The 25,493-nt window shown below is 50.4% G+C and carries 19 protein-coding genes and 1 tRNA gene; 14 read left to right on the top strand and 6 right to left on the bottom strand.

Annotated features, from left to right (window positions below; genetic code table 11):
• Positions 1-14: 14 nt before the first annotated feature.
• From T499_RS0113695 to coaW, 14 genes are all read left to right on the top strand, one after another.
• Positions 15-2,297 carry a translocation and assembly module lipoprotein TamL gene (locus tag T499_RS0113695; RefSeq protein ID WP_232221114.1) on the top strand — a complete coding sequence of 761 codons (2,283 nt, stop codon included), beginning with the start codon at positions 15-17 and terminating at the stop codon, positions 2,295-2,297.
• Between the two features lie 95 nt (positions 2,298-2,392).
• Positions 2,393-3,334 (top strand): glycosyltransferase family protein, encoded by a 942-nt coding sequence (locus T499_RS0113690; protein ID WP_033151425.1) that lies wholly within the window; start codon positions 2,393-2,395, stop codon positions 3,332-3,334.
• The gene (locus tag T499_RS0113685) at positions 3,335-4,366 is read left to right on the top strand and encodes a DHH family phosphoesterase (protein ID WP_033151424.1); all 1,032 of its coding nucleotides are present in this window, start codon (positions 3,335-3,337) and stop codon (positions 4,364-4,366) included.
• 63 nt (positions 4,367-4,429) lie between these two features.
• Positions 4,430-5,077, top strand: coding sequence for a DUF4827 domain-containing protein (locus T499_RS0113680; RefSeq protein ID WP_033151423.1), 648 nt, complete (start codon positions 4,430-4,432; stop codon positions 5,075-5,077).
• Between the two features lie 18 nt (positions 5,078-5,095).
• Entirely contained in the window at positions 5,096-6,469 is a 1,374-nt protein-coding gene (glmM, locus tag T499_RS0113675; protein WP_013063379.1) for a phosphoglucosamine mutase, read from the top strand.
• An 87-nt stretch (positions 6,470-6,556) separates the two neighbouring features.
• Positions 6,557-7,333 carry a hypothetical protein gene (locus T499_RS0113670; protein ID WP_157054631.1) on the top strand — a complete coding sequence of 259 codons (777 nt, stop codon included), beginning with the start codon at positions 6,557-6,559 and terminating at the stop codon, positions 7,331-7,333.
• Positions 7,334-7,449: 116 nt separating this feature from the next.
• Positions 7,450-7,722, top strand: coding sequence for a co-chaperone GroES (locus T499_RS0113665; protein WP_013064936.1), 273 nt, complete (start codon positions 7,450-7,452; stop codon positions 7,720-7,722).
• 80 nt (positions 7,723-7,802) lie between these two features.
• Positions 7,803-9,434 (top strand): chaperonin GroEL, encoded by a 1,632-nt coding sequence (gene groL / locus T499_RS0113660; protein ID WP_013065434.1) that lies wholly within the window; start codon positions 7,803-7,805, stop codon positions 9,432-9,434.
• 313 nt (positions 9,435-9,747) lie between these two features.
• Positions 9,748-11,544: a signal peptide peptidase SppA gene (gene sppA / locus T499_RS0113655; protein WP_033151421.1), complete on the top strand. Its 1,797-nt coding sequence runs from the start codon at positions 9,748-9,750 to the stop codon at positions 11,542-11,544.
• A 16-nt stretch (positions 11,545-11,560) separates the two neighbouring features.
• Positions 11,561-12,745 (top strand): tetraacyldisaccharide 4'-kinase, encoded by a 1,185-nt coding sequence (gene lpxK, locus T499_RS14525; protein WP_033151420.1) that lies wholly within the window; start codon positions 11,561-11,563, stop codon positions 12,743-12,745.
• The gene (locus T499_RS0113645) at positions 12,630-13,502 is read left to right on the top strand and encodes a purine-nucleoside phosphorylase (RefSeq protein WP_052173774.1); all 873 of its coding nucleotides are present in this window, start codon (positions 12,630-12,632) and stop codon (positions 13,500-13,502) included. Before lpxK ends, T499_RS0113645 begins: the two co-directional genes overlap by 116 nt.
• On the top strand, positions 13,493-14,599 hold the full coding sequence (gene thiL, locus T499_RS0113640; protein WP_013063349.1) for a thiamine-phosphate kinase: 1,107 nt from the start codon (positions 13,493-13,495) through the stop codon (positions 14,597-14,599). Before T499_RS0113645 ends, thiL begins: the two co-directional genes overlap by 10 nt.
• Before the next feature lie 110 nt (positions 14,600-14,709).
• A tRNA-Phe gene (locus T499_RS0113635) sits at positions 14,710-14,782 on the top strand.
• 107 nt (positions 14,783-14,889) lie between these two features.
• The gene (coaW, locus tag T499_RS0113630; protein ID WP_013064480.1) at positions 14,890-15,717 is read left to right on the top strand and encodes a type II pantothenate kinase; all 828 of its coding nucleotides are present in this window, start codon (positions 14,890-14,892) and stop codon (positions 15,715-15,717) included.
• Positions 15,718-15,721: 4 nt separating this feature from the next.
• Here coaW and T499_RS0113625 read toward each other — a convergent pair whose 3' ends face one another.
• From T499_RS0113625 to T499_RS0113600, 6 genes are read right to left on the bottom strand one after another with little or no spacing between them, the layout of a single operon-like run.
• Complete coding sequence (locus T499_RS0113625; RefSeq protein ID WP_033151471.1) at positions 15,722-16,309, bottom strand: GNAT family N-acetyltransferase; 588 nt, start codon at positions 16,307-16,309, stop codon at positions 15,722-15,724.
• Positions 16,310-16,322: 13 nt separating this feature from the next.
• Positions 16,323-17,432: a hypothetical protein gene (locus T499_RS0113620; protein WP_084163211.1), complete on the bottom strand. Its 1,110-nt coding sequence runs from the start codon at positions 17,430-17,432 to the stop codon at positions 16,323-16,325.
• A gap of 26 nt (positions 17,433-17,458) precedes the next feature.
• A complete protein-coding gene (locus tag T499_RS0113615) occupies positions 17,459-18,559 on the bottom strand; it encodes a hypothetical protein (RefSeq protein ID WP_084163209.1) in 1,101 nt (366 codons plus the stop codon).
• Entirely contained in the window at positions 18,556-19,803 is a 1,248-nt protein-coding gene (locus T499_RS0113610) for a condensation domain-containing protein (protein ID WP_084163207.1), read from the bottom strand. The genes T499_RS0113615 and T499_RS0113610 overlap by 4 nt, the downstream gene beginning before the upstream one ends.
• Positions 19,804-19,836: 33 nt before the next feature.
• Positions 19,837-24,348, bottom strand: coding sequence for an efflux RND transporter permease subunit (locus tag T499_RS0113605; protein WP_198021312.1), 4,512 nt, complete (start codon positions 24,346-24,348; stop codon positions 19,837-19,839).
• Positions 24,345-25,487: an efflux RND transporter periplasmic adaptor subunit gene (locus T499_RS0113600; RefSeq protein ID WP_084163205.1), complete on the bottom strand. Its 1,143-nt coding sequence runs from the start codon at positions 25,485-25,487 to the stop codon at positions 24,345-24,347. The genes T499_RS0113605 and T499_RS0113600 overlap by 4 nt, the downstream gene beginning before the upstream one ends.
• Between the last annotated feature and the right edge of the window lie 6 nt (positions 25,488-25,493).

The raw sequence follows: 25,493 nt of genomic DNA, 5'->3' as shown, positions 1-25,493 counted from the left end.
TGGCTTCGTGCTCAATGACAAAGAATATCCCTGAAGGCGAGCAGCTCTTTACGGGACTTACCAAGATAGCCTACGACGATGCGAAGGAATACGATGTTGAGGCTTACGACACCCACTTGGAGAATACCAAGGTTGAGCTCGAGGCCGCCCTGGCTACCGAACCCAACGGATCGCTGTTTGGCAGTAGCTATTACACCGTGCCCTGGTCGTGGCACCTGTGGGTATATAATAAGTACGCGGGTAAGGATTCGGGCTTTGCACGCTGGATGACCAAGACGTTTGGTAAGCCACCCGTTCTGATGAGTCAGGTTAACCCCGAGCTTCGCAGTAGTGTGGCACGATCGGTATTGCGCAATAACGGCTATTTTCGTGGCGATGTAACTTACGAGCTGGTGCCACAGAAGAATGCCAAGAAGTGTAAGATTGGCTATACCGTACATCTCGACTCGCTGTTTACACTCGACTCTGTGAGCTATGTTAACTTCCCGGTTCCCATCCAGGCATTGATTGATTCAACCCGCGACGAGAGTCTCATCAAGAGCCAGTCGCCCTTCAGTATCAATAACCTCGATGCCGAGCGCACCCGTATCAGCACGCTGCTGCGTAACAATGGCTACTATTATTACAGTCCTAGCTATGCCTCGTACCTGGCTGATACCTTTGCTGTAGATAACAAGGCCCAGCTCAGGTTCCAGCTGGCACACGGCCTGCCCGATGTGGCCCTGCGCAAGTGGTATATCGGCAAGCTGGATGTTAACTTCCGCAAGTCGGCCCGCGAGGTGCTTACCGATTCGGTTCAGCGCCGTTATCTCACCATTCATTTCAATGGTAAGAAGTCGCCCATCATGCCTCGCGTGGTGTTGCGTAACCTCAGTCTGCGCCCACGCCAGGAGTATAGCTACGAGAAATATATGGAGTCGGCCAGCAGGATTAACGCCACAGGTGTGTTCAGTAGTACCGACTTCCAGTTCACGCCCCGTCCCGATTCTGATACCCTCGACCTGCGCCTGAACTGCACCTTTGATAAACCCTACGATTTCTATATCGAGTGTAATGCCATCGGACGTACCAGTGGCCGATATGGTCCTCAGGCCCGAATTGGTCTTACCCGTCGTAATGCTTTCCATGCCGGCGAGAAACTTGATTTGAACCTGCATGGTGCCTACGAGTGGCAGAAGAGTGCCGATGCTGATATGAACAGCTATCAGTATGGTGCCGATGTGTCGATTGAGTTCCCACGTATCATTGCACCTTTTGTTCATAGCGATCGTGTGCGCCGCGATAAGAATGGTCGTGTCATCCGTCGCCATTTCTATTCTACACCTACCACCTATGCCAAGGTGTCGAGCGATGTGATTCGTCGCCCCGATTATTATAAGATGCATATCGTAAGTGGCGAGTGGACCTATCGCTGGCAGTCGTCGGCCAATAGTCGCCACGAGTTCTCGCCCCTCACGCTCAAGTATCAGTTCGTAAACAGCCATACCGATAAGTTCGACTCGGTGATTGTTGAGAATCCCTATCTGGCAGCCTCGATGGAGGACTGCTTTATGCCCAAGATGCGCTATACCTATATGTACACCAGTCCGTCGTCGTTGCGCCATCCCATCCGTTGGGAGGTAACAGTCGAAGAGTCGGGCAATCTGGTGTCGCTTTGGGATTATGCGTTCGGGCGCTCTTTCAGCGAGAAGGATAAGGAGCTGTTTAAAACCCCATATTCGCAGTTTCTGCGTTTAGAGGCCGATTTCTCAAAAACGTGGAATCTCACCCCAACCTCACAGCTGATAGGTCATTTCAATGGTGGCATTATCTACTGTTATGGCAATAGCAGCGAGGCACCTTACAGCGAGTACTTCTATGTGGGAGGTGCCAATACCATCCGTGCCTTTGGCGTACGCTCCATTGGTCCTGGTCGCTTTGATGGTCGCGGGTTAGGTCGCCAGCTCGACTATCTGATACAGAACGGCGAGACAAAGCTGGTGGGTAACCTGGAGTATCGCACCAAGCTGTTTGGCGATTTGAATGGTGCCGTGTTCCTGGATGCTGGTAACGTATGGGACTTTACCGACGAGTATGTCGAGGGTGGCAAATTCCCCACATCGCTCAAGCAGTTGGTAAAGACCACGGCGCTTGGCACAGGTGTGGGCTTGCGATACGATCTGGGCTTCCTGGTTATCCGCTTAGACTGGGGCTTGGCCATCCACTGTCCGTACGATACGGGTAAGTCGGGCTATTTTAATGTGCCCAGCTTTAGTGGTGCCCATACTTTGCATTTTGCAGTTGGTTATCCGTTCTAACGTATTTTTTTTCGATTCTTTTGTGCTTAAGTCCAAAATATTTTGTACCTTTGCACGCAAAAAATTGATATAACTCAAAAAATTTTAGAAAAAAAATGAAACCGACTTTGTTTTTGCTCGCAGCTGGTATGGGTAGCCGTTACGGCGGTTTGAAGCAGCTCGACGGTCTGGGCCCAAATGGCGAGACCATTATGGATTATAGTATTTACGATGCCATCCAGGCTGGCTTTGGCAAAATTGTATGGGTTATCCGTAAGGATTTCGAGGAGCAGTTCCGCACCCAGATTCTCGCTAAGTACGAGGGTAAGGTAAAGTGCGAGCTCTGTTTCCAGGCACTCGACGCACTGCCCGAGGGCTTCAGCGTTCCCGAAGGCCGTCAGAAGCCATGGGGTACCAACCACGCTGTACTCATGGGTAAGGACGTTATCAAGGAGCCTTTCTGTGTAATTAACTGCGACGATTTCTATAATCGCGATGCCTTCATGGTTATTGGTAAGTACCTGGCAAATCTGCCCGAGGGTGCTAAGAACCAGTATGCTATGGTAGGTTTCCGTGTAGGCAATACCCTCTCTGAGAATGGTACTGTAGCACGTGGTATCTGCTCAAAGAACGAAAAGGGCCACCTGACAACTGTAGTAGAGCGTACCGAGATTGTACGTTGCGCTGAGGATGGTTCGAACGCAGGTGCCGCTAACGAGCCTGTTCGTTATAAGGACGAGGACGGCAAGTGGGTAGCTGTCGAGGATAACACTCCTGTATCAATGAATATGTGGGGCTTCACACCCGATTACTTCCAGTATTCTGAGGAGTACTTCAAGGAGTTCCTGAGCGATCCAAAGAACCTCGAGAACCTTAAGGCCGAGTTCTTTATCCCCCTCATGGTTAACAAGCTCATCAACGACGGTACTGCTACTGTCGAGGTTCTCGATACCACCAGCAAGTGGTTCGGCGTAACCTATGCAGCCGATCGCGACGCTACTGTTGCTCGTATCAAGCAGCTGGTCGACGAGGGTGTATATCCTAACAAATTGTTCTAAATGAATATAAACATTTTAGATACTAATCAGCTGGCCCTGATGGACCAGCTGATTTCTGATGCAAATACGGTACTTGTGGTTTGCCACAAGAGTCCTGATGGCGATGCTATAGGCTCGTCGTTAGGATGGGCCGAGTATATGCGCTTACGCGGAAAGGATGTTACCGTGATTGTGCCCGATCAGTATCCCGACTTCCTGATGTGGTTGCCCAATACTGATAAGATTGTGCGTTACGATAAGCATCGCGAAAAGTGCGATATGCTGTTTAAGATTGCCGACCTGGTTTTCTGTCTTGACTTCAATACCCCAAGTCGTGTCGACCAGATGGAGCAGGCCTTGGTAAGCACTAAGGCCAAGAAGGTGCTTATCGATCACCACCTGAAGCCCGATGTACCTGCCGACCTGGTAGTGTCGCAGCCCGAGGCTTCGAGCACTTGCGAACTGGTGTTCCGCATTGTATGGCAGATGGGCGCTTTTGCCCAGCTGGATAAGGCATTTGCCGTACCCGTGTATTGTGGAATGATGACCGATACAGGTGGCTTTACCTTCAACAGCACCCGTCCCGAGATTTTCCAGATTATCAGCGAGCTGCTCACCAAGCGCATCGATAAGGATCGTATCTATCGCAACGTGTATCATAACTATTCCGAGGATCGTATCCGCTTGATGGGTTATGTGATGTACGAGAAGCTGGTTTATATGCCCGAGTATCATGCCGCCTACTATTCGATTACTCGCGACGAGCTGAAGCGTTTCAACTATATCAAGGGCGATACCGAGGGCTTGGTAAACATGCCCCAGCAGATTAAGGGGCTTAAGCTGTCGATCTCGTTGCGCGAGGATACCGAGAAGAATATGGTTTGGGTTAGTCTGCGCTCTGTCGACGACTTCCCCTGCAACCTGATGGCCGAGGAGTTCTTTAATGGTGGCGGACACCTGAATGCATCGGGCGGAAAGGTTGAAGGAACCATCGAAGAGGCGATTGAAATTACCAAAAAGGCAATTTCTGCCTATGAAAACAAGTTAAAGTAGCCTAATATTGTTGGTGTTTACGAAAATATTCGTATTTTTGCACCATCAAATAGTAAATGCAAGATGAAGAAGATACTGTTTATCATGATAGCCATGGCCGCTGTTCTCAGCAGTTGTAACGACTATGAGACCTACGGCGATAAGAAGGAAAAGGAACGTAATGCTATTGCAAAGTTCATTTCCGACCGCTCGATTGTTGTTATTAGCGAGGATCAGTTTAACCAGCAGGGTTTCACCACCGATACGGTTAAGAACCAGTATGTAAAGCTTGATAAGAGTGGTGTGTACATGCAGATTGTTCGCCCAGGCTGTGGCACCCAGCTGCAGGATGGCGAGAGCACTCGTCTGGTAGCCCGATTCGCTGAGTATAATATCCTTGAGGATACCACAACTATCTGCAACAACAATCCGCGCTTGTCGTATAGTGGCATTTCGGTGGTAACACTGCCCGACATTATATCAGTATCTCGCTCAGGCAGCTCTTTCACTGCATCGTTTGAGAGCGGACTAATGTATAAGGCTTATTCGAGTGCGTCGGTACCTTCAGGCTGGTTGGTTCCCCTTACTTATGTAAAGGTGGGCCGCCCTCAGTCGCTTACCGACGAGTGCGCCAAGGTGCGCCTGATTGTGCCTCATTCTCAGGGTCATGCTACAGCTTCGAGCTATGTAACACCCTATTATTATGAGCTCACATTCCAACGTGAATCTTAAGAGAATTATAAACATATTATGACATTAATCAAATCTATTTCCGGCATCCGTGGTACAATCGGCGGACGCACAGGTGACACGCTTAATCCTTTAGACATAGTAAAGTTTACCACTGCTTATGCCCAGTTTATTGGTGGCAAAAAGATAGTAGTGGGTCGCGATGGTCGTATTTCAGGCCTGATGGTTCGTAACGTAGTAGTTGGAACCTTGATGGGTATGGGCTACGATGTAATCGATATTGGTTATGCCACTACACCAACCACCGAGTTGGCTGTACGTATGGCAGGTGCCGATGGCGGTATTATCATTACCGCCTCGCATAATCCCCGTCAGTGGAATGCCCTGAAGCTGCTCAACAGCGAGGGTGAGTTCCTTACAGCAGCCGATGGCGCCGAGGTGCTCCGTCTGGCCGAGGCCGAGGATTTTGATTATGCCGAAGTTGATCAGTTGGGTTCTTGCACCATCGACGATAGCTTCAACCAGCGTCATATCGACTCAGTGCTGGCACTTAAGTTGGTTGATCGCGAGGCCATCAGCAAGCGTAAGTTCCGTGTGTGCGTAGATACCATCAACTCTGTAGGTGGTATTATCCTGCCCGACCTGTTTAAGGCGCTTGATGTAGATTACGAGATTCTGAATGGCGAGTGCACAGGCGACTTTGCCCACAACCCCGAGCCATTGGAGAAGAACCTGCATGGTATCATGGATAAGATGAAGAAGGGTGGTTTCGACCTGGGTATCGTAGTTGATCCCGATGTCGACCGTCTGGCCTTTATCTGCGAGGATGGCACCATGTTTGGCGAGGAGTACACACTGGTATCAGTAGCCGATTATGTGCTGAGCCACACAGTAGGTAATACCGTTTCAAACCTCAGCTCAACCCGCGCTCTGCGCGACGTTACCGAGCAGCACGGTGGCCAGTACACCGCTGCAGCCGTAGGCGAGGTTAACGTAACTACCAAGATGAAAGAGGTAGGCGCCGTGATTGGTGGCGAGGGTAATGGTGGAGTAATCTATCCCGAGAGCCACTATGGTCGTGATGCCCTCGTAGGTATCGCCCTGTTCCTGTCAAGTCTGGCTCAGAAGGGTTGCAAGGTAAGCGAGCTTCGTGCCACCTTCCCCGACTATCAGATTGCCAAGAACCGCATCGACCTTACTCCTGAGACTGATGTTGACGCCATCCTGGTAAAGGTTAAGGAGATGTTTGCTAAGGATAGCAGCGCTGTAGTTAACGATATCGACGGTGTGAAGATCGACTTCCCCGATCGTTGGGTACATTTGCGCAAGTCTAACACCGAGCCTATCATCCGCGTGTATAGCGAGGCCCAGACCATGGAGCAGGCCGACGACCTTGGTAAGCAGCTCATGCAGGTGGTTTACGATATGCAATAATACATTATTAAATATGATTTAGAATCCTCGCCAGTCAGTGGCGGGGATTCTTCTATTAACCGAACTTTCAACTGCAAATATATGGATATGGTATTATATCAAACTGTACTTTACGCAGCATGCCTGGTAAATTTTCTGTTAGCACTTTTGCTGTTGTTTAATAACTACGAGTATCGTAAGTACGATATCTATCATCGTAGTTGTAAGATTACAGCCATCAACTATATCAACTTTGCCATAGGTTTCTTTATTCATGGCTATCTTACGTTGCGTTTTCAGAATCCGGTAGCAGCCTCGGCTCTCAGCGTGTCGTATTTTCACGTTGGTGCTGTTATGTTCAGCTGGAGCCACACCCCGTTGATGTGCCCCAATTATCTTACCCGCCGGATTGCCATTCGCGATATCTGTATCTTAGGCGTTGGCATCATTACCTATTGGCTGCCAATTGTTATCCCTGTGCTCAGGCCCTATAGCGAGTGGCCGTTTGCCATCTTCTTCCTGCATGGCGTGTATCTGTCGTATATGTTCCTGAGCAATTATTTTAAAACGCAGAACAGCATTGAGCAGACCACTGTCGAGGCTAACGCTCCCAGTTGGTGGACGCCCGAAACCAAGCGCCGTTTGCTTAGCAAGCACCACTCGTTTATCACAGGTTGCGTTCTCATCGTTATTTTTGGTTTGGGCAGTATCGTCATTACAGCAGCCTTTCCTACTCAGGTTTGGCCTTACACGCTGCTGTCGGGTAGCGGCATGCTGGTGTTCTGGTTCCTCTACTATGCCGTCAGCGAGTATGGTGGTGTCATCGAGATAGCCTCTTATGCCATGAAGATTAATAGCCTCGACGGTTCGCGCCGCCAGAAATAGGTGTTCTTTTCTGCCAATGTGTCACATTATCCGTGCCGTTACCCGTATTTGGCACGGTTTTGGCAGCTATCATGGCAGAAATAAAAAAGTTTAAACATAAAAAATAAAGTAGTATTATGAACATCAAACCATTAGCAGACCGTGTGTTGGTATTGCCAGCACCTGCAGAAGAGAAGATTGGCGGTATTATCATTCCCGACACCGCAAAAGAGAAGCCACTCCACGGAACCATCAAGGCCGTAGGTCAGGGCACAAAGGATGAGGCTATGATTCTGAAAGAGGGCGACGAGGTGCTCTATGGTAAGTATAGTGGCACAGAGCTTGAGTTCGAGGGAACCAAGTATCTGATGATGCGCCAGAGCGACGTCTTGGCGATTATTGAAAAATAATCGCATTTGACGATTGGACAATTTCACGATTTCACAATTTAATAGTCAAATAGTAAATAGTCAAATAGTAAAATAAAACCATGGCAAAAGATATCAAATTCAATATTGAGGCCCGCGATGCTATGAAGCAGGGCGTGGACCAGTTGGCAAATGCAGTAAAGGTAACACTTGGTCCTAAGGGCCGCAACGTGGTTATCGAGAAGAAGTTCGGTGCTCCTCAGATCACTAAGGACGGTGTATCTGTAGCTAAGGAGATTGAACTCGAGGATAAGTTCGAGAACACAGGTGCTCAGCTCGTTAAGAGCGTAGCTTCAAAGACTGGCGACGACGCTGGTGACGGTACAACTACAGCTACCATCCTGGCTCAGGCCATCGTGTCAGAGGGCTTGAAGAACGTTACCGCTGGTGCTAACCCCATGGACCTGAAGCGTGGTATCGACAAGGCTGTTAAGGCTGTTACTGAGCACATTGCTAAGAGCGCCGAGCAGGTTGGCGACAACTACGATAAGATCGAGCAGGTAGCTACCGTATCTGCCAACAACGATAAGGAGATTGGTGAGCTGCTGGCCGAGGCTATGCGTAAGGTATCCAAGGATGGTGTGATCACTATCGAGGAGAGCAAGAGCCGCGACACACACATTGGTGTAGTTGAGGGTATGCAGTTCGATCGTGGTTACCTGTCAGCTTACTTCATCACCGATAGCGAGAAGATGGAGTGCGTGATGGAGAACCCATACATCCTGATTTACGATAAGAAGATTTCAAACATCAAGGATTTCCTGCCTATTTTGCAGCCAGCTGCCGAGAGCGGACGCCCCTTGCTGGTAATCGCCGAGGATGTTGATTCTGAGGCTCTTACCACACTGGTAGTAAACCGTCTGCGTGGTGGTCTGAAGATCTGTGCTGTTAAGGCTCCTGGCTTTGGCGATCGCCGTAAGGCCATGCTCGAGGATATCGCTACACTTACTGGTGGCGTAGTTATCAGCGAGGAGAAGGGCTTGAAGCTTGAGCAGGCTACACTCGAGATGCTGGGTACTTGCGATAAGGTAACCGTAAGCAAGGATAACACCACTATCGTTAACGGTGCTGGCGACAAGCAGGCCATTCAGGATCGTATCGCTCAGATTAAGAAGGAGATCGAGAATACAACCTCGTCTTACGATAAGGAGAAGCTGCAGGAGCGCCTGGCTAAACTGGCTGGTGGCGTAGCAGTACTCTACGTAGGTGCTAACTCAGAGGTTGAGATGAAGGAGAAGAAGGATCGTGTTGACGATGCTCTCTGCGCTACCCGTGCTGCCATCGAGGAAGGTGTTGTAGCTGGTGGTGGTACAACCTACATCCGCGCTCAGGAGGCTCTGAAGAACGTGAAGGGCGACAATGCCGACGAGCAGACAGGTATCAACATCATCTGCCGTGCTATTGAGGAGCCTCTGCGCCAGATTGTTACCAACGCTGGTGGCGAGGGTGCCGTAGTAGTTCAGAAGGTTCGCGAGGGTAAGGGCGACTTCGGTTACAATGCCCGTCTCGACAAGTACGAGGATTTGCGCGAGGCAGGAGTTATCGATCCTGCTAAGGTGGCTCGTGTTGCACTCGAGAATGCCGCTTCAATCGCCGGTATGTTCCTTACTACCGAGTGCATTATTTGCGACAAACCCGAGAAGGAGCCCGCTATGCCAATGGCAGGTGCACCAGGCATGGGTGGCATGATGTAATTTTGCAAACTTTGCATAACAATTTAGGGGATGGATTCTGCAATCCGTCCCCTTTTTTAGGTATTTTAGCCAAAAAATGCGGTTTTTAATCACAAAATTTTTGTGGGTTACATAAAAACACGCTAATTTTGCAACCGCAAATAATAATTTTTTTGATTTGTTTTAGTAGATTAGTTTTTAAGTAGTTTGTTTTTCGAGAACCGGGTGTCGTGATGACAGCCGGTTTTTTGTGTTATTTTTCGTTTATTTGTTGGCTGTATGCAAAAAAGTTGCTATCTTTGCAAACTGTTACGTAACCAATAAAAGACATTTTATGAAGCAATTCCTGAAAATGACATTGGCCACTATCTGTGGTATTGTTATCCTCAGTCTGATTACCGGACTGTTCTTCGTTATTTCTTTGGTAGGCATGGTTGCCAGCGATTCGGCTGCAACTAAGGTCAAGGAAAACTCTGTGTTTGTGCTTAAACTCAGTGGTTCTGTCAACGAGCGTTCTGAAGAGGGTACACCGTTCGACGATTTCTTAGGCTTAGGCGATACAGGCTCTATGGGTCTCGACGATCTCATTGCCAGCATCCGCAAGGCTAAGGACAACGATGATATCAAGGGTATCTATATCCAGGGTGGTTCGGCTGGCTTCGATAGTCCTGCCACAGCCCAGCAGCTGCGCGATGCACTCAAGGACTTCAAGACCAGTGGCAAGTGGATTGTGGCTTATGCCAATAACTACTCACAGGCCTCGTATTATGTAGCTACCGTTGCCGATAAGATCTACCTTAATGGTCAGGGCTCGGTCGATCTGCGCGGTCTGGGTGGTAAGAGCGAGTATTATAAGGGATTGTACGATAAGCTTGGCATCAAGTACCAGGTGGCCAAGGTTGGAAAATATAAGAGCTATGTAGAGAGCAACACCCTTACTGGCATGAGCGATTACGATCGCGAGCAGCGCCAGGCTTACCTGGGTGGTATCTGGAAATACTGGCTCAAGGAGATGGCCGAGGGCCGCAAGGTAAAGGCCGACGAGCTCGACAAGCTGGTTAACGATAGCCTGCTGGCATTCACTCCTGCCGAGCAGCTCATCAAGAGCAAGCTGGTTGATAAGGTGCTCTTCCCCGAGGAGATAAAGGCCGAGATTAAAAACCGCCTCAAGCTGGGTAAGAATGATGAGATTAACCAGCTTACCCTGAGCGACATGCTCAACGTAAAGAGCAAGCAGAAGGAGAATGGCGGTAAGATTGCTGTTTACTATGCCTATGGTAGCATTGTAGATAGCGAGGCCATGAACATGCTCGAAGGCGGTGGTCACTGCATTGTAGGTAAGACCGTAGCCGACGACCTGCGCAAGCTGGCCGACGACGATGATGTGAAAGCCGTTGTGTTCCGTGTAAACTCAGGTGGTGGTAGCGCTGTGGCTTCCGAGTATATCCGCCATGCCGTTAAGCTCATCAAGGCCAAGAAGCCCGTTGTAGTATCTATGGGTGGTGCAGCCGCCTCGGGTGGTTACTGGATTAGCTCACCTGCCAACTATATCATTGCCGAGCCTACCACTATCACTGGTAGTATTGGTATCTTCGGCCTGATTCCTAACGTCAGCGGCCTGGTTACCGATAAGTTGGGCATTACCTTCGATGGTGTGAAGACCCACCAGTTTGCCGGTTACGAAACCGAGCTGGTAGCAGGTAAGGATACCCAGGAGATTATGCGCCAGATGCAGAACTACATCAATCGTGGTTATCAGAATTTCCTGAATGTAGTAGCCGAGGGTCGTGGTCTTAAGCCCGAGCAGGTTAACGAGATAGGTCAGGGCCGTGTATGGCTGGCCAGCGATGCCCTTGGCATCAAGCTGGTTGACAAGCTGGGTAGCTTGGACGATGCTGTTAAGAAGGCAGCCGAGCTGGCTAAGCTTCAGGAGTATCACACCGCCGCTTATCCTGCCGAGCCAGGATGGTTCGAGAAGCTCATGAACAAGGAGCCTAAGGGTTCATACCTCGATGGTCAGATTCGCGAGCTGTTGGGCGATGCCTATCTGCCACTCATGCAGATTCGCAACGATCTCAAGAACAATAGTCGTATGCAGGCACGTATGCTCGACGACATTCGTGTGAAGTAAAAAAGAAAATAAAGTTTTGGAAGGCGATTTCATCAAAATCAATAATAAGCTGCTGGGCCTGGCCTGGTTCTATGGTCTGGGCGTGGGTATCAGGAATCTGCTGTTCGAGATGGGCATCTTGAAGAGCCGTTCCTTCAGTACCCCCGTTATCTCTGTGGGCAATATCACTGTGGGTGGAACAGGCAAGACCCCACATGTTGAGTATCTTATCCGATTGCTGAAGGGCAAGCATAATGTGGCTGTGCTCAGTCGTGGCTACAAGCGTAAAAGCAGCGGGTTTGTGCTTTCCGATAAGGATACCCCCATGCCTATGATAGGCGACGAGCCATTCCAGATGAAACAGAAGTTCCCTGATATCACCGTGGCTGTCGATCGCAAGCGCACCCGTGGTATCAGCAAGCTCACTGCCGACGAGAGCGGGTTGGATATCGATGTGGTGCTGCTCGACGATGCTTTCCAGCACCGTTATGTCAAGCCCGGTATCAACATCCTGCTGGTAGATTACCATCGCCTGGTTATCTACGATCGCCTGCTGCCTGCCGGTCGTTTGCGCGAACCCGTCAAGGCTAAGGACAGAGCCGACATCGTGATTATCACCAAGTGCCCCAAGGACCTCAAACCCATGGAGTTCCGTGTCATCACCAAGGCCATGAATCTGTATCCCTATCAGCAGCTGTTCTTCTCAACCTTAGAGTACGATGCCCCGCGCCCCGTATTTACCAACGAGCCCAATATGGCTCCCGTGGACAGCTTAGAGGCGCTAGCAGGCAAGAATATTCTGCTCCTTACAGGCATTGCCTCGCCCGAGCAGTTGATGCACGATCTGCAGCAGTATCACTCGCAGATTACACCTCTCACCTTTGGCGATCATCACGACTTCAAACGTAAGGATATCCTGGCCATCAACGAGGCCTTTGCCCAGCTGCCCGAACCGCGACTGGTGCTTACCACCGAAAAGGATGCCACGCGCCTGATGGTGGTTGATGGACTTACCGACGACGTGAAGCGCCATCTTTATGCGTTACCGCTGCGTATTGCTATCATGCAAGGCCAGCAAAAAGAGTTTAATCAAAAAATTTTAGGATATGTATACAAAAATTCAAGAAACAGCATCCTGGCTAAAAGAAAGGATGACCACAAGTCCCAAAACAGCGATAGTACTGGGGACAGGCCTCGGACAATTAGCTTCAGAAATAACTGATACTTACGAGTTTCCTTATCAAGATATACCCAACTTCCCTGTGTCAACCGTCGAGGGTCACAAGGGTAAGCTCATTTTTGGTAAGTTAGGTGGTGTCGACATCATGGCCATGCAGGGCCGTTTCCACTTCTACGAGGGCTACTCTATGAAGGATGTCACCTTCCCCGTTCGTGTTATGTACGAGCTGGGCATCACCACCCTGTATGTGTCGAACGCAGCAGGCGGTATGAACCCCCAGTTTAAGATTGGCGACCTGATGATTATCACCGATCACATCAATCTCTTCCCCGAGCATCCGCTGCGTGGTAAGAACTTCCCCACAGGTCCCCGATTCCCAGATATGCACGAAACCTACGATCACAACCTCATTGCCGAGGCCGACAGCATCGCCAAGGATCTTAATATCCCCGTGCAGCATGGTGTGTATGTAGGCGTTCAGGGCCCCACCTTCGAGACCCCTGCCGAATATAAGATGTATCGCATCTTTGGTGGCGATGCCGTAGGTATGAGTACCGTACCCGAGGTAATCGTAGCCCACCACTGTGGCATCAAAACCTTTGGTATCTCGGTCATCACCGACCTGGGTGGCTTCGACGTGCCCGTCGAGGTAAGTCACGAGGAGGTGCAGGAGGCTGCCAACATGGCACAGCCCAAGATGACTGCCATTATGCGCGAGATGATTATCCGAGCCGAGCGTATCCAGGCTCACAACCAAGACAAGTTTAATACCGATCACCCAACTGAAGGATGGAAATAGCAAAATTAGGAGAATTCGGTCTTATCGACCGTTTAACAAAGGATATCGAAATCAAGAACGCCAGCACCGTAAAAGGTGTTGGCGATGATTGCGCCGTACTCAGCTACCCCGATAAGCAGGTACTCGTTACCACCGATATGCTGATGGAGGGCGTACATTTCGACCTTACTTATATCGACCTCAAGCACCTGGGCTACAAGTCGGCCATGGTAAACATCAGCGATATCTTCGCCATGAACGGCACACCCCGTCAGCTCACCGTTTCGCTCGCCATCAGCAAGCGTTTCAGTGTCGAGGATATCGAGGAGTTCTACAGCGGACTGCGCCTGGCCTGCGATAAGTGGAATGTAGATGTGGTTGGTGGCGACACCACCTCATCCTATACCGGCATGGCCATCAGCATCACCTGTATTGGCGAGGCTGCCAAGGAGGAGATTGTGTACCGCAATGGTGCCAAGGATACCGACCTGGTATGCGTAAGTGGCGACCTGGGTGCAGCCTATATGGGCCTGCAGCTCCTCGAGCGCGAAAAGAACGTTTACTACGGTCAGATAAACGATCTGCAAAAGAAGATAGCTGAAGCCAAAGCCGCCGGCAACGATGCAAAACTGTCAACTCTCAACTCTCAGCTGTCAGCTCTCAAGGATTTCCAGCCCGATTTCAGTGGTAAGGAGTATCTGTTGCAGCGCCAGTTGCAGACCGAGGCCCGTGGCGATATCATTCAGAAGCTGCGCGAGGCAGGCATCCGTCCTACCGCTATGATGGACATCAGCGATGGCCTCTCAAGCGAACTCATGCACATCTGTAAGCAGAGTGGGGTAGGCTGCCGTATCTACGAAAAGAATATTCCTATCGACTATCAGACAGCCGTAATGGCCGAAGAAATGAACATGAACGTTACTACTTGCGCCATGAATGGTGGCGAAGATTACGAATTATTGTTCACCGTTCCCATCGGCGATCACGAGAAGATTCAGCAGATTGATGGCATTAAGCTCATTGGTCACATTACCGATGCAAAATTCGGTCAAATACTCGTAACCCGTGATAATCAGGAGTTTGCGTTAAAAGCACAAGGCTGGAACCCTTTGGCATGAAAAAATAAAGTGTTAAAAGGTGTTTAAAAGTTTGGCGGGTTCGAAAAATAGTCGTACCTTTGCACCCGCAAAACAACGGAAGGATGTTTGCAAAACGAATTTGAAATGTTGGTGCCTTAGCTCAGTTGGTAGAGCATCGGACTGAAAATCCGTGTGTCCCCGGTTCGATTCCTGGAGGTACCACTCCTCCTTTCATTAGCCCGGTCTTGTAGTTATCTACAGCCGGGTTTTTTCGTATATATACCTAAAATGTTAATGTTTAATGTTTAATCTTTAATGTTTAATGTAACATGGGCATAGTTATTGGTATCGATGTTGGTATTTCAACTACAAAGATTGTTGGAATCAAGAATGGCAAGGTGTCAGCTCCAATCAGTATCACCGCTGCCGATCCTATCACGTCACTTTTCGGAGCCTTTGGCAAGTATCTGCACGATAATGATATCAATCTGCAGGATGTCGATCAGGTGATGCTCACAGGCGTAGGTGCTGCTTATATCGATCAGCCCATCTACGGATTGCCCACCGCCAAGAGTCAGGAGTTCGTTGCTGATGGCCTGGGCGCCCGTTTCGAGTCAAAGCTCGATCACACCATCGTTGTGTCAATGGGTACTGGTACCTCGTTTGTGCGCTGCGATGGCAACGATATGCGCCATATAGGCGGTATTGGTGTGGGTGGTGGTACCTTGGCAGGCTTAGCCCGCATTATGCTCAACACCAGCGATATCAAGCAGGTGGCCACCATGGCCAAGCACGGTAACATTCGTAATATCGACCTTACCATTGGCGATATCAGCGCCATCCCCGTGCCAGGACTCACCATGGATACCACTGCCAGTAACTTTGCCAACGCCCAGAGCGATGCCTCAAAGGAGGATATTGCAGCAGGATTGATCCATATGGTACTGCAGTCGATAGGCTCAGCCGCCTGGCTCGCCTCCATAGGCAGCGATATACGCGATTTCGTGCTCATAGGCAACCTCTCGCTGCTTCCCCAGTGTAAAGAGGTGTTCCCCGCCTTAGAAACGCTTTACAATATCCGTTTCCACATCCCCAAGTACTCGCAGTACTGCACCGCCATCGGCGCCGCCCTCGATTACACCGCCAACCACAAATAAGTAATTAGTGCATATCACAAGGAGCAGTACTGATTATCAGGTGTTTCATGGGGTGACCGCCCCATAGATTGTCGTCAAGGTACTCGAATCCCACTTTGGTATAGAGTGCCTCACCGTCGGGATTGCCTTTATCAACCAGCAGTCCCACTCTGGGCAGGTGCAACTGGTAGCCTCGTTCCCTGGTGGCCATCAGTAACTGCTGGGCTATACCCTGCCTACGATAGGCTGGTAGCACGGCCAGCGAGTCGAGATAGAGTTCGCCAGCCTGTGTTTCATCGTCCATACCAGTATGATCCTTACCGATGTACGTCTTGGCGGCCTCGATAAACGCACATCGCAACTCGTGCAGGTGGCTTCCATCGTAGCTTACCGATACGCCCACCACCTGCTGTCCGTCCATCGCCACCAGCGTGTTCTTGTAACTGTACTGCGAGTCATCACGTTCTACGAGGTGGCACATCATCCGGTAAAAGTCGTCCAATCCGTAGCCCTCACCACAGAAAAACTTACAACACTCGTCTGTCATTGCCATCATTATCAGTCGGGCAATATCCTTGTTCTGTTCCTTTATTGCGTTCTTAATCTCTATCATCTTAACCATCAATTTAGAAATAGCGCATGATATTCTTTTTGAACTCTTCGAGACTGAAAGGCTGCTCCTCTATCTCGAAGGTAAGACCTATATGCTTGAGCAAGGCATCAATCTTCTCGGGCATGATCTGCGACAGTTCGGTCATGGTGTGAGGGTGGTCGGTGCTGGCGGCATCGAGCAACCGATAGGCAATCCAGGCTCCTGTGGCAGTCTCCCAGCATACGGCATTGGTGCCGTAGCGTTTCCAGGTGGTCTGGTTGGCCACCACACTCTTCACCCAGTAGAGCCTTTCTTTTGTGTCCCAGAAAAGTATGCCCGCCTGATCCTCGCCTTTCAGGCAATGGGGCACGGGGATAGAAAGCAACTCTTCATCGGTGATGTCGGCGCCCCGTTCCAGAAAATGCTGCTGCATGCCTCGTGGGGCCTGATAGATATTAGCCGTGCCCAGCAGGTTCTCGTCGCTGTGCAGCATGGAGAGCAGTTCCTCATGGGGTACGGGCAGATAATGGCGCTCGCTGCCGTGATAGGTGAGGCGTATGGTGCCACCTTCGTCATTCAGTTGCTGCGTCACATCAATAACGTCCTGTCTGGTTCCAAACACCAACTCGGCGCGGCAACTCTCCTCGGCATACATGAATGGCGACCAGGTGCCAAATACCTCATATTCATCACTTACAGAATCGTCGTGTTCCAGTTCGAAGGCATAGTGCGGCCCCTGTGGCTTGTATCGCTGATAAACGTGTTCGAGTATGCCTGGATTGATGCCAAAGCCGAACATGATACGGCTGTGCGTAGGCCAGCACAATATCCGCTTCATTTCCTCTATATAGACGGGCGTAGATACGGTATCATCCGTTTCTATGCCGTCAGCGAAGCCAGCCACGTCGATACAGTCAAGGCCGTAGTCTATGCACATACGGGCAATCTCTATGCTGTTGGCCACCGATGTATTGACCACCACATCGAACTCATCGTGGTGACGGGGCAGAAAGTCGAAAATGTCTTGTCCTTCTTTCAAGTCGCAGATAGTCAGTTTAAAACTGTCTTGTGGCTCCTGCTCATACATTATTTTCTCAAAGGCATGGGCGATATTACCATAGCCTGCTAATAAAATTCGTTTCATAGCGTGATAATTTTTAAGACGTGAAATTAAAAATAGCGCATGATATTCTTTTTGAACTCTTCGACGCTGAAAGGCTGCTCCTCTACCTCGAAGGTAAGACCTATCTGGTTGAGCAAGGCATCAATCTTCTCTGGCATGAGCAGCGACAGCTCCGTCATGGTGTGAGGATGGTTGGTGCTGACGACATCGAGCAGCCGATAGGCTATCCAGGCTCCAGTGGCCGTCTGCCAGCAAACAGCATTGGTGCCGTATCGCTTCCAGGTGGTCTGGTTGGCCATCACGTTCTTCACCCAGTACATCCTATCGCGTGTGTCCCAGAAGAGCATTCCCACATGATCATCACCCTTGAGGCAGTGAGGCACGGGAATCTTGAGGAACTCCTCAACCGTCATTTCAGTGCCATGGTCCAGAAAGCATTGCTGCATTCCTCGTGGGGCCTGAAAGAGATAGGCCGATCCGAGCAGATTCTCGTCGCTGTGCAGCATCGACATCAGTTCTTCGTGAGGTATGGGTAGATACTTGCGTTGTTCGCCGTGATAGGTAAGGTGCATGGCGCCACCATCATCCTTCAGCTGCTGTGTAATGTAATTGATCTTATCTTTGTTTATCACGACCAACTCAGCACGGCAACTCTCCTCGGCATACATGTACGGTGACCAGGTGCCAAATACCTCATATTCATCACTCACAGCATTGTCGTGTTCCAACTCGAAGGCATAGTGCGGCCCCTGTGGCTTGTACTTCTGATAGACGTGTTCGAGGATACCGGGATTGATGCCAAAGCCACACATGATGCGGCTGCGGGTCGGACATTTCAGCAGCGGATCCAAAGCGAACAAGAAGTCCACAGACGTCGTACCATCACCCATACCTTCATCTACACCCATATCAATATAGTCCAGGCCGTAGTCGATGCACATCTGTGTAACATCACAGGTCTCGGCCTGCGACGTGTTTAATACGATATCAAATTCGTTATGATGCTCTGGCAGATAACTGAGAATCTCTTGTCCATCCTTCAAGTCGCAGGTAGTAAATGTATAACTTCCACTCGGTTCCTGCTCTTTCATGATTTGTACAAAGGCATGGGCGACATTGCCATAGCCCGCTAATAAAATTCGTTTCATTTATTATAGAATATAATATTACTTATAGTTTCTTCTTGGTTGCCTACAAGTCGGAGTGCCATCTGGCCGGTTATTTCCGACAAGGTGTCGATCTGTTGTTGAGTATATAGGGCACTGCTACAATCAGTAAATACCTCGTATAGATCGTCACGACGTGTGACGTAGGTAGATGAGTGCTCGCCTGTGAGCGATGGATCTATATGATAGGTGTTCCACAGTTTGCCGTCGATATTGATATATTCTGAGATAGTGCTGGCATTATACCCCATCTCCGCACCATCGTCGAGACCAATTTCGCGCAGCAGATGATATTCAGGGTAGATGCGGTAGCGCATGGAACAGAATATCTCACTGCGTGTCTGGCTAAGCAGTTCGGCCACAGTCTGATTTGGATCCGTATCGATGACGATAGGCAGACTGGTTAAGTAGTGACCATAGACATGGTCGGTGAGTCGCCGGTCGCCGCGCCCATGATTAAAGGTGTAGAAAGCCACACGCCTCTCGCCCGACATATAGGCTAATGCCAAGGCATAGGCGGCATAGAAAACAGTGGTGGGCGTTTGACTAATACGTCGACAGCCTTCATCGATGATAGTGGCCGACACCATGGGGTGCGAACTAATGGCAGGTCCCAATGGGTTGTCGGTCTCACGACAATAGTCAGTCACTTGCAGGCCCTCGAACTTCTTCAAATAGTATTCCCTGGCACGGCGATAGGCATCGCTGTCGTAGCTGGCGATTTCCTGACGTGTTATTTCTGCGGCAATGTCTCCCTGCTGATAGAGGGGCTTGCCCTGCAGCGCTTCTTCAAAAGCATTCCACAGTGCTCTTTGAGATATGCCGTCGAAGAAAAGGTGATGGTTTTCCATGACAACGTAGCACTTACTGTCGGTCTCTACCAGAGAGAGATGAACGCAGGCCTCGTTGAATATGTCGAAGGGTTTTGTAAACGTGGGTTCTGCAGCCTCCCATTCCGCATCGCTCATGCGATAGTAATGCACCTTGTTAGGCATCTGCCAGTCCTCACAAATCATGATGTCGTCACCCTGGCGAACTAGATGTATATGCAGGTAACGCTGCTCATCCAGCATCTGCTGCATGGCACGCTGAAAACGCTGTGCTGACGAGCGTTCGAAGGGCATACATAATGTAACGTTGTGCTGCGTCAACTCTGGGGCTTGCATAAATTCCTCATAGCACTCCCACTGTATGGCGTTCAATGGGTAAGTAATATTTTCTTTCATAATCTTTGTTTTAGGGTTATATTATTTGTTGTTTCACTTCATTTTGCTGTCCATACCACCTCCCAGTGCTTTATATAGCTGAATGTGTGCAGCTATCATTTCATAGCGGTGGGCCAGTAGTTGCAGACGGGCTTCGAGCAACGACTGGCGGGCCAGCAGCACCTGCAGGTAGTTCACGTCTTCATCGTACTGCATACGAACCTTCGAGGCATCGGCAATGCGCTGCAGCTTCTCAACTTGTTGCTCGCCCAGGCTGATGGCCCGGCGTGCGTACTGCTCTGTAGCCAGGATGTCGTTCACTTCCTGACCAGCCTCTAACACCGTCTGACGGAAGGCTACTTTTGCCGCCTCCTGTTCAGCTTTGGCACGCTGCACCTCGGCACGCAGTCGGCCTCCTTGGAAGATAGGTTGTGTAAGCGAGCCTAAGGCGCTCATCAGCACACCTGCAGGACTGACAATCTCTCCAACATCATTCGTCCACCCGATGCTACCAGAGAGCGACAGCGATGGATAGAGCGCTGCGCGTGCCTCGTTGGTGGCATAGAATGCAGCCTTCAGCTCAGCCTCGGCCTGACGAACGTCGGGACGCCGGGCCAGGGCACGGATGCTGATCGACGGCATACTGCTGATGGCGATGCACGATGAGCCCAGCGAGTCGCGGTCGATATGCTGACAGGGACGCCCCAGCACGGTACACAGGGCATTCTCGGCCTGACGTAGTTGCATGCATAGTTCCTCGAGGGTGGTCTCAGCTTCGAGCTTGGCAGCCTCCGACTGGTCGACATCGTCGCTGGTAGCCTCGCCTACAGCCAGTAGCACTTTTTGGGTGGCGATACCCTCCTCCCAACTCTGGATGATGGAGCGGGTATCGGCTATCTGTGCATCGTACATCTCCAGTTGGTAGTAGGCCGCAGCCACAGTAGCAATAAGTTCGGTGCGAACAGCCTGCTCGTAGGCCATCTGCTGTTCTACAGTGGCAGCAGCACCTCGCTTGGCATTGCGCACTCGTCCGAATGCATCAATCTCCCAACTGGCCTCTAAACCTACGTTATAGCCAGAGGATGTAGCAGTAAAATCGCTGTTTTTAAATCGCGAATTGCTCTTCTCGGCCGTCAGCCCTATGGCGGGAAACAGTTCGCCTTTTGCACCACGGAGCAAGGCTTTGGCAGCCTGTACTTGCAAGTGGGCCTGCTGAAGGTCGCTGTTGTGCAGAAGTGCTTCGTCGATTAGTGCGGCCAGACGCGGTTCGGTAAAAGCCTCGCGCCAGTCGGCAGGCAGATTGCCATCCACGCTGTCGGCAGTAGAAACACCCGCTGCATTGAGTTGCGCTTTCAGTACATCATTGGCTGTAGAGTCAGAGTGATAAGATGAGTAGGTTTTACAGCCCGACAGCATACAGATGGCGGTAAGCACAGCTAAGGTTGTCATGGCCTGACGCGGTCGTAGCCTTTCTTCCATCGTTTGGAAGAGAATGAAGAACACAGGCACAAAGAGCAGCAGGGCCAGCGTACCTACCAGCATACCGCCTACCACACATAAGCCCAGCGTAACGTTACCCATGGCACCGGCGCCCCGCTCAAAGATCATTGGCATCAGACCTACGATGAGTGTGAGGGCGGTCATCAGGATGGGGCGCAATCGTGCTTTGGCTGCATCGAGTGCTGCTGCAACGATGGTCATCCCCTCACGGCGACGTTCGCAGGCATATTCTGTAATCAGGATGGCAGTCTTGGCCAGCAGGCCGATAAGCATGATGATACCCACCTGCATATAGATATTGTTCTCCAGCTCCGCGAGATTGATGAGCAGGAAGCTGCCAACCAGTCCGAAAGGCACGCTGAACATGACGGCCATAGGAATGAGCAGACTCTCGTATAGGCAACAGAGCACAATGAAAACGAGCAACAGGCTGATGGCAAACACCCAGGCTGTGGATGATGAGGAAGCGGCTTCCTCGCGAGCCGTACCAGTGTACTCATAGCCATAGCCCTGTGGCAGGGTGGCAGCCGACACCTCGCTCACCACATCAATCACATCGCCCGAGGTGTAGCCCTCGGCAGGCGTCAGTTCTACGCTGATGCCCTGGAATAGGTTGAAGCGATTAATCGACTGAAGGCCATAGGTCTTCTTCAGCGTGATAAGTTCGGTGATAGGCGTATAGGCACCGTTCGCTGTGACGACCAGAATGTTGTTAAGGTCGTCCTTGTCCATACGCAGTCCAGGATCGGCCTGCAGCATCACGTGGTAGAGTTTTCCAAAACTGTTAAACTGCGAGGCATAGTTACCGCCGATATAACCGTTGAGCACACTGAGCACGCTGGCAGGCTCGATGCCATAGCGCTTACACAGCGAGGCATTCACCGTGACGGTATATTGCGGATAATTCACCTCGTAAGGGGAGTAAACCTCTTCTATCTCAGGTCGTGCTTCCAGTGCCTTCATAAAGCTGTCAGACACTTCCTTGAGTTTGGTAATGGAACCGCCGCCGTAGTCTTCAACATACAGTTCCACACTGTTGCTATAGCTATAGCCAAAGACGGTAGGGAGCAGGAATACAAACATCGAACCACTCTTCACTTGATGGGTGGCTGCCTCTATACGGTCGTAGATGCTGAAGATGTCGTGGCCATCGTCCTGACGGTCGTCCCAGTGCTTCAGACGTCCCATCACCAGGCCGGTGTTGGGGCCCTCGCCGCCAAGGATATTCCAGCCGGCTACCGAACCTGTGGCTCGCACATCGGGGTCGTTCTCTATGATTTCCGACATCTCTTTCACCGTCTTTTGTGTTTGTGCTAAGGTAGAACCAGAGGGTGTGGTGATATCTACAAAGACAATGCCTGTGTCCTCATCGGGTACCAGACCCGTGGGGGTGCAATAGAGCATCCATGCCAACAGGACTATGCTGACAGCCGTCAGCACACCTACGAACCAGCGGCGACGGATGAAACAGCCCATGGCCCGACTATATTTCCCTAATAGCGCATTGAAGGCCTTGTTGTAGGCATGGCGGAAGCGTACTGACCATGTTTGAGCCTGTTGTTCAGTCTCTGGGGAGCGTGGCTTCATCAACAGCGCACACAAAGCAGGGCAGAGCGTCAATGCACAGAATGTAGATATGGCTACAGCCACAGCCATCGTCAGTCCGAACTGTCGGTAATAGGCTCCGCTGAGTCCACCCATAAATGCGGCGGGAATAAACACACACATGAAGACAATGGTGGTGGTGATAATGGCAGTCGAGATGTTATGCATCGCCTGGATAGTGGCATTCTTGGCTGTTGCAGCCGGATCTTCCAGTTTCTCCTGCACCGCCTCCACCACCACGATGGCATCGTCTACCACCGTACCGATGACCAGTACCAAAGCAAAGAGGGTAATGAGGTTGAGTGTGAAACCCACCATATACATAAAGGCAAAGGTGCCCACAAGCGAGACGATGATGCTTATGGACGGAATGATGGTGGCGCGCCAGTTCTGCAGGAACAGCAACACCACGAGAATGACGAGCAGGAGGGCCTCAAACAACGTCTTGTAAACCGCATTCATCGAGGCATCGAGGAAGTCGTTGGTGTCTAAGAGCACCTTGAACTCAAACCCTGCCGGCAATTTCGGCTCCAACTCGGTCATGAGCCGGTCTATTTCATGGTTCACCTGTTGGGCGTTGGCCCCGGTAGCTGGGGTGATGATGGCAATGGTACCATTGTGAGAGTTCACCCAACTATCGCAGGCATAGGTTACCGTACCCAATTCTACGCGAGCCACATCTTTCAGGTGCAGGTAGTTAAAGCCATCGGTCTTTAAGACAATATCCTCAAACTCTGGCGGGGTTTCCAAGCGGCCGCGATATACCAGCGTATATTGATAGGTACCTTTTGAATCCTCACCCAACGTACCGATGGCAGCTTCCACGTTTTGACCTTCCAGGGCTTTGACAATATCTTCCGGATTCAGTTGGTACTGAGCCATCTTCTTCGGGTCCATCCAGATGCGCATGCCATAGACATTGCCCATCAGCTGGATGTTGCCCACACCATTAATGCGCTGCAGGCGCGGCTGCACGTTGATGTTGAAATAGTTGGTGATAAAGGCATTATCGTAGCGGTTGTCGGGACACTCCAGGGCGATGATGCGCAGCATGCCCTGTTCTTCCTTCTCCACCTGCACACCAATGTTCAGCACCTCGGCGGGCAGATAGCCTTTAGCCTCCTCTACACGGTTCTTGACACGGATCTGTGCCAGGTCGGGGTCGGTGCCAGGTCGGAAGGTAACACTGACGGTAGCCATGCCACTACTGGTTGACGATGAAGTAATATACTCCATGCCCTCCACACCATTGACAGCCTCCTCAATAGGCGTAACCACACTTTTCATCACAGCCTCGGCGCTGGCTCCAGTGTACTCCGTATTGATAGTGACCACGGGTGGTGCCACATTCGGGAACTGCTCAACAGGCAGATTGATATATCCTACAATGCCCGCCAAAAGGACAAGCACTGAAAGGGCGCAGGCAAAGATAGGACGATTGATAAAGAAACGACTAATCATGATTGTTTTCCTCCTTTCTTGACTTTCTTTTCTGTTACCTCTATTCCGTCGGTTACAAATCCGGCTCCCTCGGCAATGATAGAATCGCCTTGCTCAAGACCGGCCGTCACAACAAAGTTTTGTCCGTCATTATAAGGCAAAATTGTCACCTCCGTTTCCACTGCCTTCCCATCGACCACTTTATAGACGAGATATTTATTGTGGATATCAACGACCGCTTCCTGTGGAATGACAACGACATGGTGCTGGATGTAGGGTAATTCGATATAGCCGTTACTGCCATTACGCAATCTCTCCGTGGGATTATAGAAGGAAGCACGTATATAAGTGGCACCATTGTTCAGATCAATGGTTCCACTGATGACATCAATATGTCCCTTTTCCTCTAACTTATAGCCCCAATTGCTATAAAACGTGACAGGTGGCAGCTTTTCAAGAAGCTCGTCGGCAGAGTTACAGTTGAAGTCCTTAAGAAGTTCAGAGAGTGTCTCCTCAGAGAGGGCACCATATGCATGGAGATTGTTGTTGTCTGAAACGATTACCATGTGTAGATCACCGTCGGTTTCAACAAGATCACCCACACGGTATTCAATCATGCCAATGACACCATCGGCAGGACTACAGATCGTGGTGTAGTCCAATTGGGTACGCGCAGATTCTAATTCAGCCAGTGCCGCTTCCAACTGTGAATAGGCTTCTTCCTTAGCATGACGGGCACGAAGCAGGTCGGACTCCCCCACCATTTTTTGTGCATATAGCTGCTCCTTGCCATCTAAGTTCAACTGGGCAGAGGAGAGTGCAACGCGAGCAGTGGACACCTGAGCTTTGGCGGCATCAACAGCAGCAATATAAGGGCTTTGGTCGATAACGAATAGCGGCTGCCCCTTCTTTACATGAGCACCTTCCTTTACTAAAATCTTAACAAGTCGTCCACTGACAATTGGGCGAACATATATACTATGTAAAGATTCCATCTTCACAATAAAGTTGCGAGTCAGGGTGATGTCTTGCCGCTGCACACGCAACAGGCGGTAACAATCCTTCACCGTGGGTGTGGCCTCTTCACCACAGTTGCTGCAGAGTATCGACAGAGTCAGCACGGCAACTACAGATATAACATGGTATAATCTATGATGCATAACAGA

Origin of the sequence: Prevotella sp. RM4, assembly GCF_000701965.1 — a bacterium.
Taxonomy (GTDB): domain Bacteria; phylum Bacteroidota; class Bacteroidia; order Bacteroidales; family Bacteroidaceae; genus Prevotella; species Prevotella ruminicola.
Note: the sequence above shows the minus strand (reverse complement) of the source record. Positions and strands in the feature narration are given on the sequence as shown.

Excerpts from the sequence above, each read along its gene's own strand:
- T499_RS0113695 (WP_232221114.1), top strand. The coding sequence starts at position 15 with ATGACAAAGAATATCCCTGAAGGCGAGCAGCTCTTTACGGGACTTACC.
- T499_RS0113690 (WP_033151425.1), top strand. The coding sequence starts at position 2,393 with ATGAAACCGACTTTGTTTTTGCTCGCAGCTGGTATGGGTAGCCGTTAC.
- T499_RS0113685 (WP_033151424.1), top strand. The coding sequence starts at position 3,335 with ATGAATATAAACATTTTAGATACTAATCAGCTGGCCCTGATGGACCAG.
- T499_RS0113680 (WP_033151423.1), top strand. The coding sequence starts at position 4,430 with ATGAAGAAGATACTGTTTATCATGATAGCCATGGCCGCTGTTCTCAGC.
- glmM (WP_013063379.1), top strand. The coding sequence starts at position 5,096 with ATGACATTAATCAAATCTATTTCCGGCATCCGTGGTACAATCGGCGGA.
- T499_RS0113670 (WP_157054631.1), top strand. The coding sequence starts at position 6,557 with ATGGTATTATATCAAACTGTACTTTACGCAGCATGCCTGGTAAATTTT.
- T499_RS0113665 (WP_013064936.1), top strand. The coding sequence starts at position 7,450 with ATGAACATCAAACCATTAGCAGACCGTGTGTTGGTATTGCCAGCACCT.
- groL (WP_013065434.1), top strand. The coding sequence starts at position 7,803 with ATGGCAAAAGATATCAAATTCAATATTGAGGCCCGCGATGCTATGAAG.
- sppA (WP_033151421.1), top strand. The coding sequence starts at position 9,748 with ATGAAGCAATTCCTGAAAATGACATTGGCCACTATCTGTGGTATTGTT.
- T499_RS0113645 (WP_052173774.1), top strand. The coding sequence starts at position 12,630 with ATGTATACAAAAATTCAAGAAACAGCATCCTGGCTAAAAGAAAGGATG.
- thiL (WP_013063349.1), top strand. The coding sequence starts at position 13,493 with ATGGAAATAGCAAAATTAGGAGAATTCGGTCTTATCGACCGTTTAACA.
- coaW (WP_013064480.1), top strand. The coding sequence starts at position 14,890 with ATGGGCATAGTTATTGGTATCGATGTTGGTATTTCAACTACAAAGATT.
- T499_RS0113625 (WP_033151471.1), bottom strand. The coding sequence starts at position 16,309 with ATGATAGAGATTAAGAACGCAATAAAGGAACAGAACAAGGATATTGCC.
- T499_RS0113620 (WP_084163211.1), bottom strand. The coding sequence starts at position 17,432 with ATGAAACGAATTTTATTAGCAGGCTATGGTAATATCGCCCATGCCTTT.
- T499_RS0113615 (WP_084163209.1), bottom strand. The coding sequence starts at position 18,559 with ATGAAACGAATTTTATTAGCGGGCTATGGCAATGTCGCCCATGCCTTT.
- T499_RS0113610 (WP_084163207.1), bottom strand. The coding sequence starts at position 19,803 with ATGAAAGAAAATATTACTTACCCATTGAACGCCATACAGTGGGAGTGC.
- T499_RS0113605 (WP_198021312.1), bottom strand. The coding sequence starts at position 24,348 with ATGATTAGTCGTTTCTTTATCAATCGTCCTATCTTTGCCTGCGCCCTT.
- T499_RS0113600 (WP_084163205.1), bottom strand. The coding sequence starts at position 25,487 with ATGCATCATAGATTATACCATGTTATATCTGTAGTTGCCGTGCTGACT.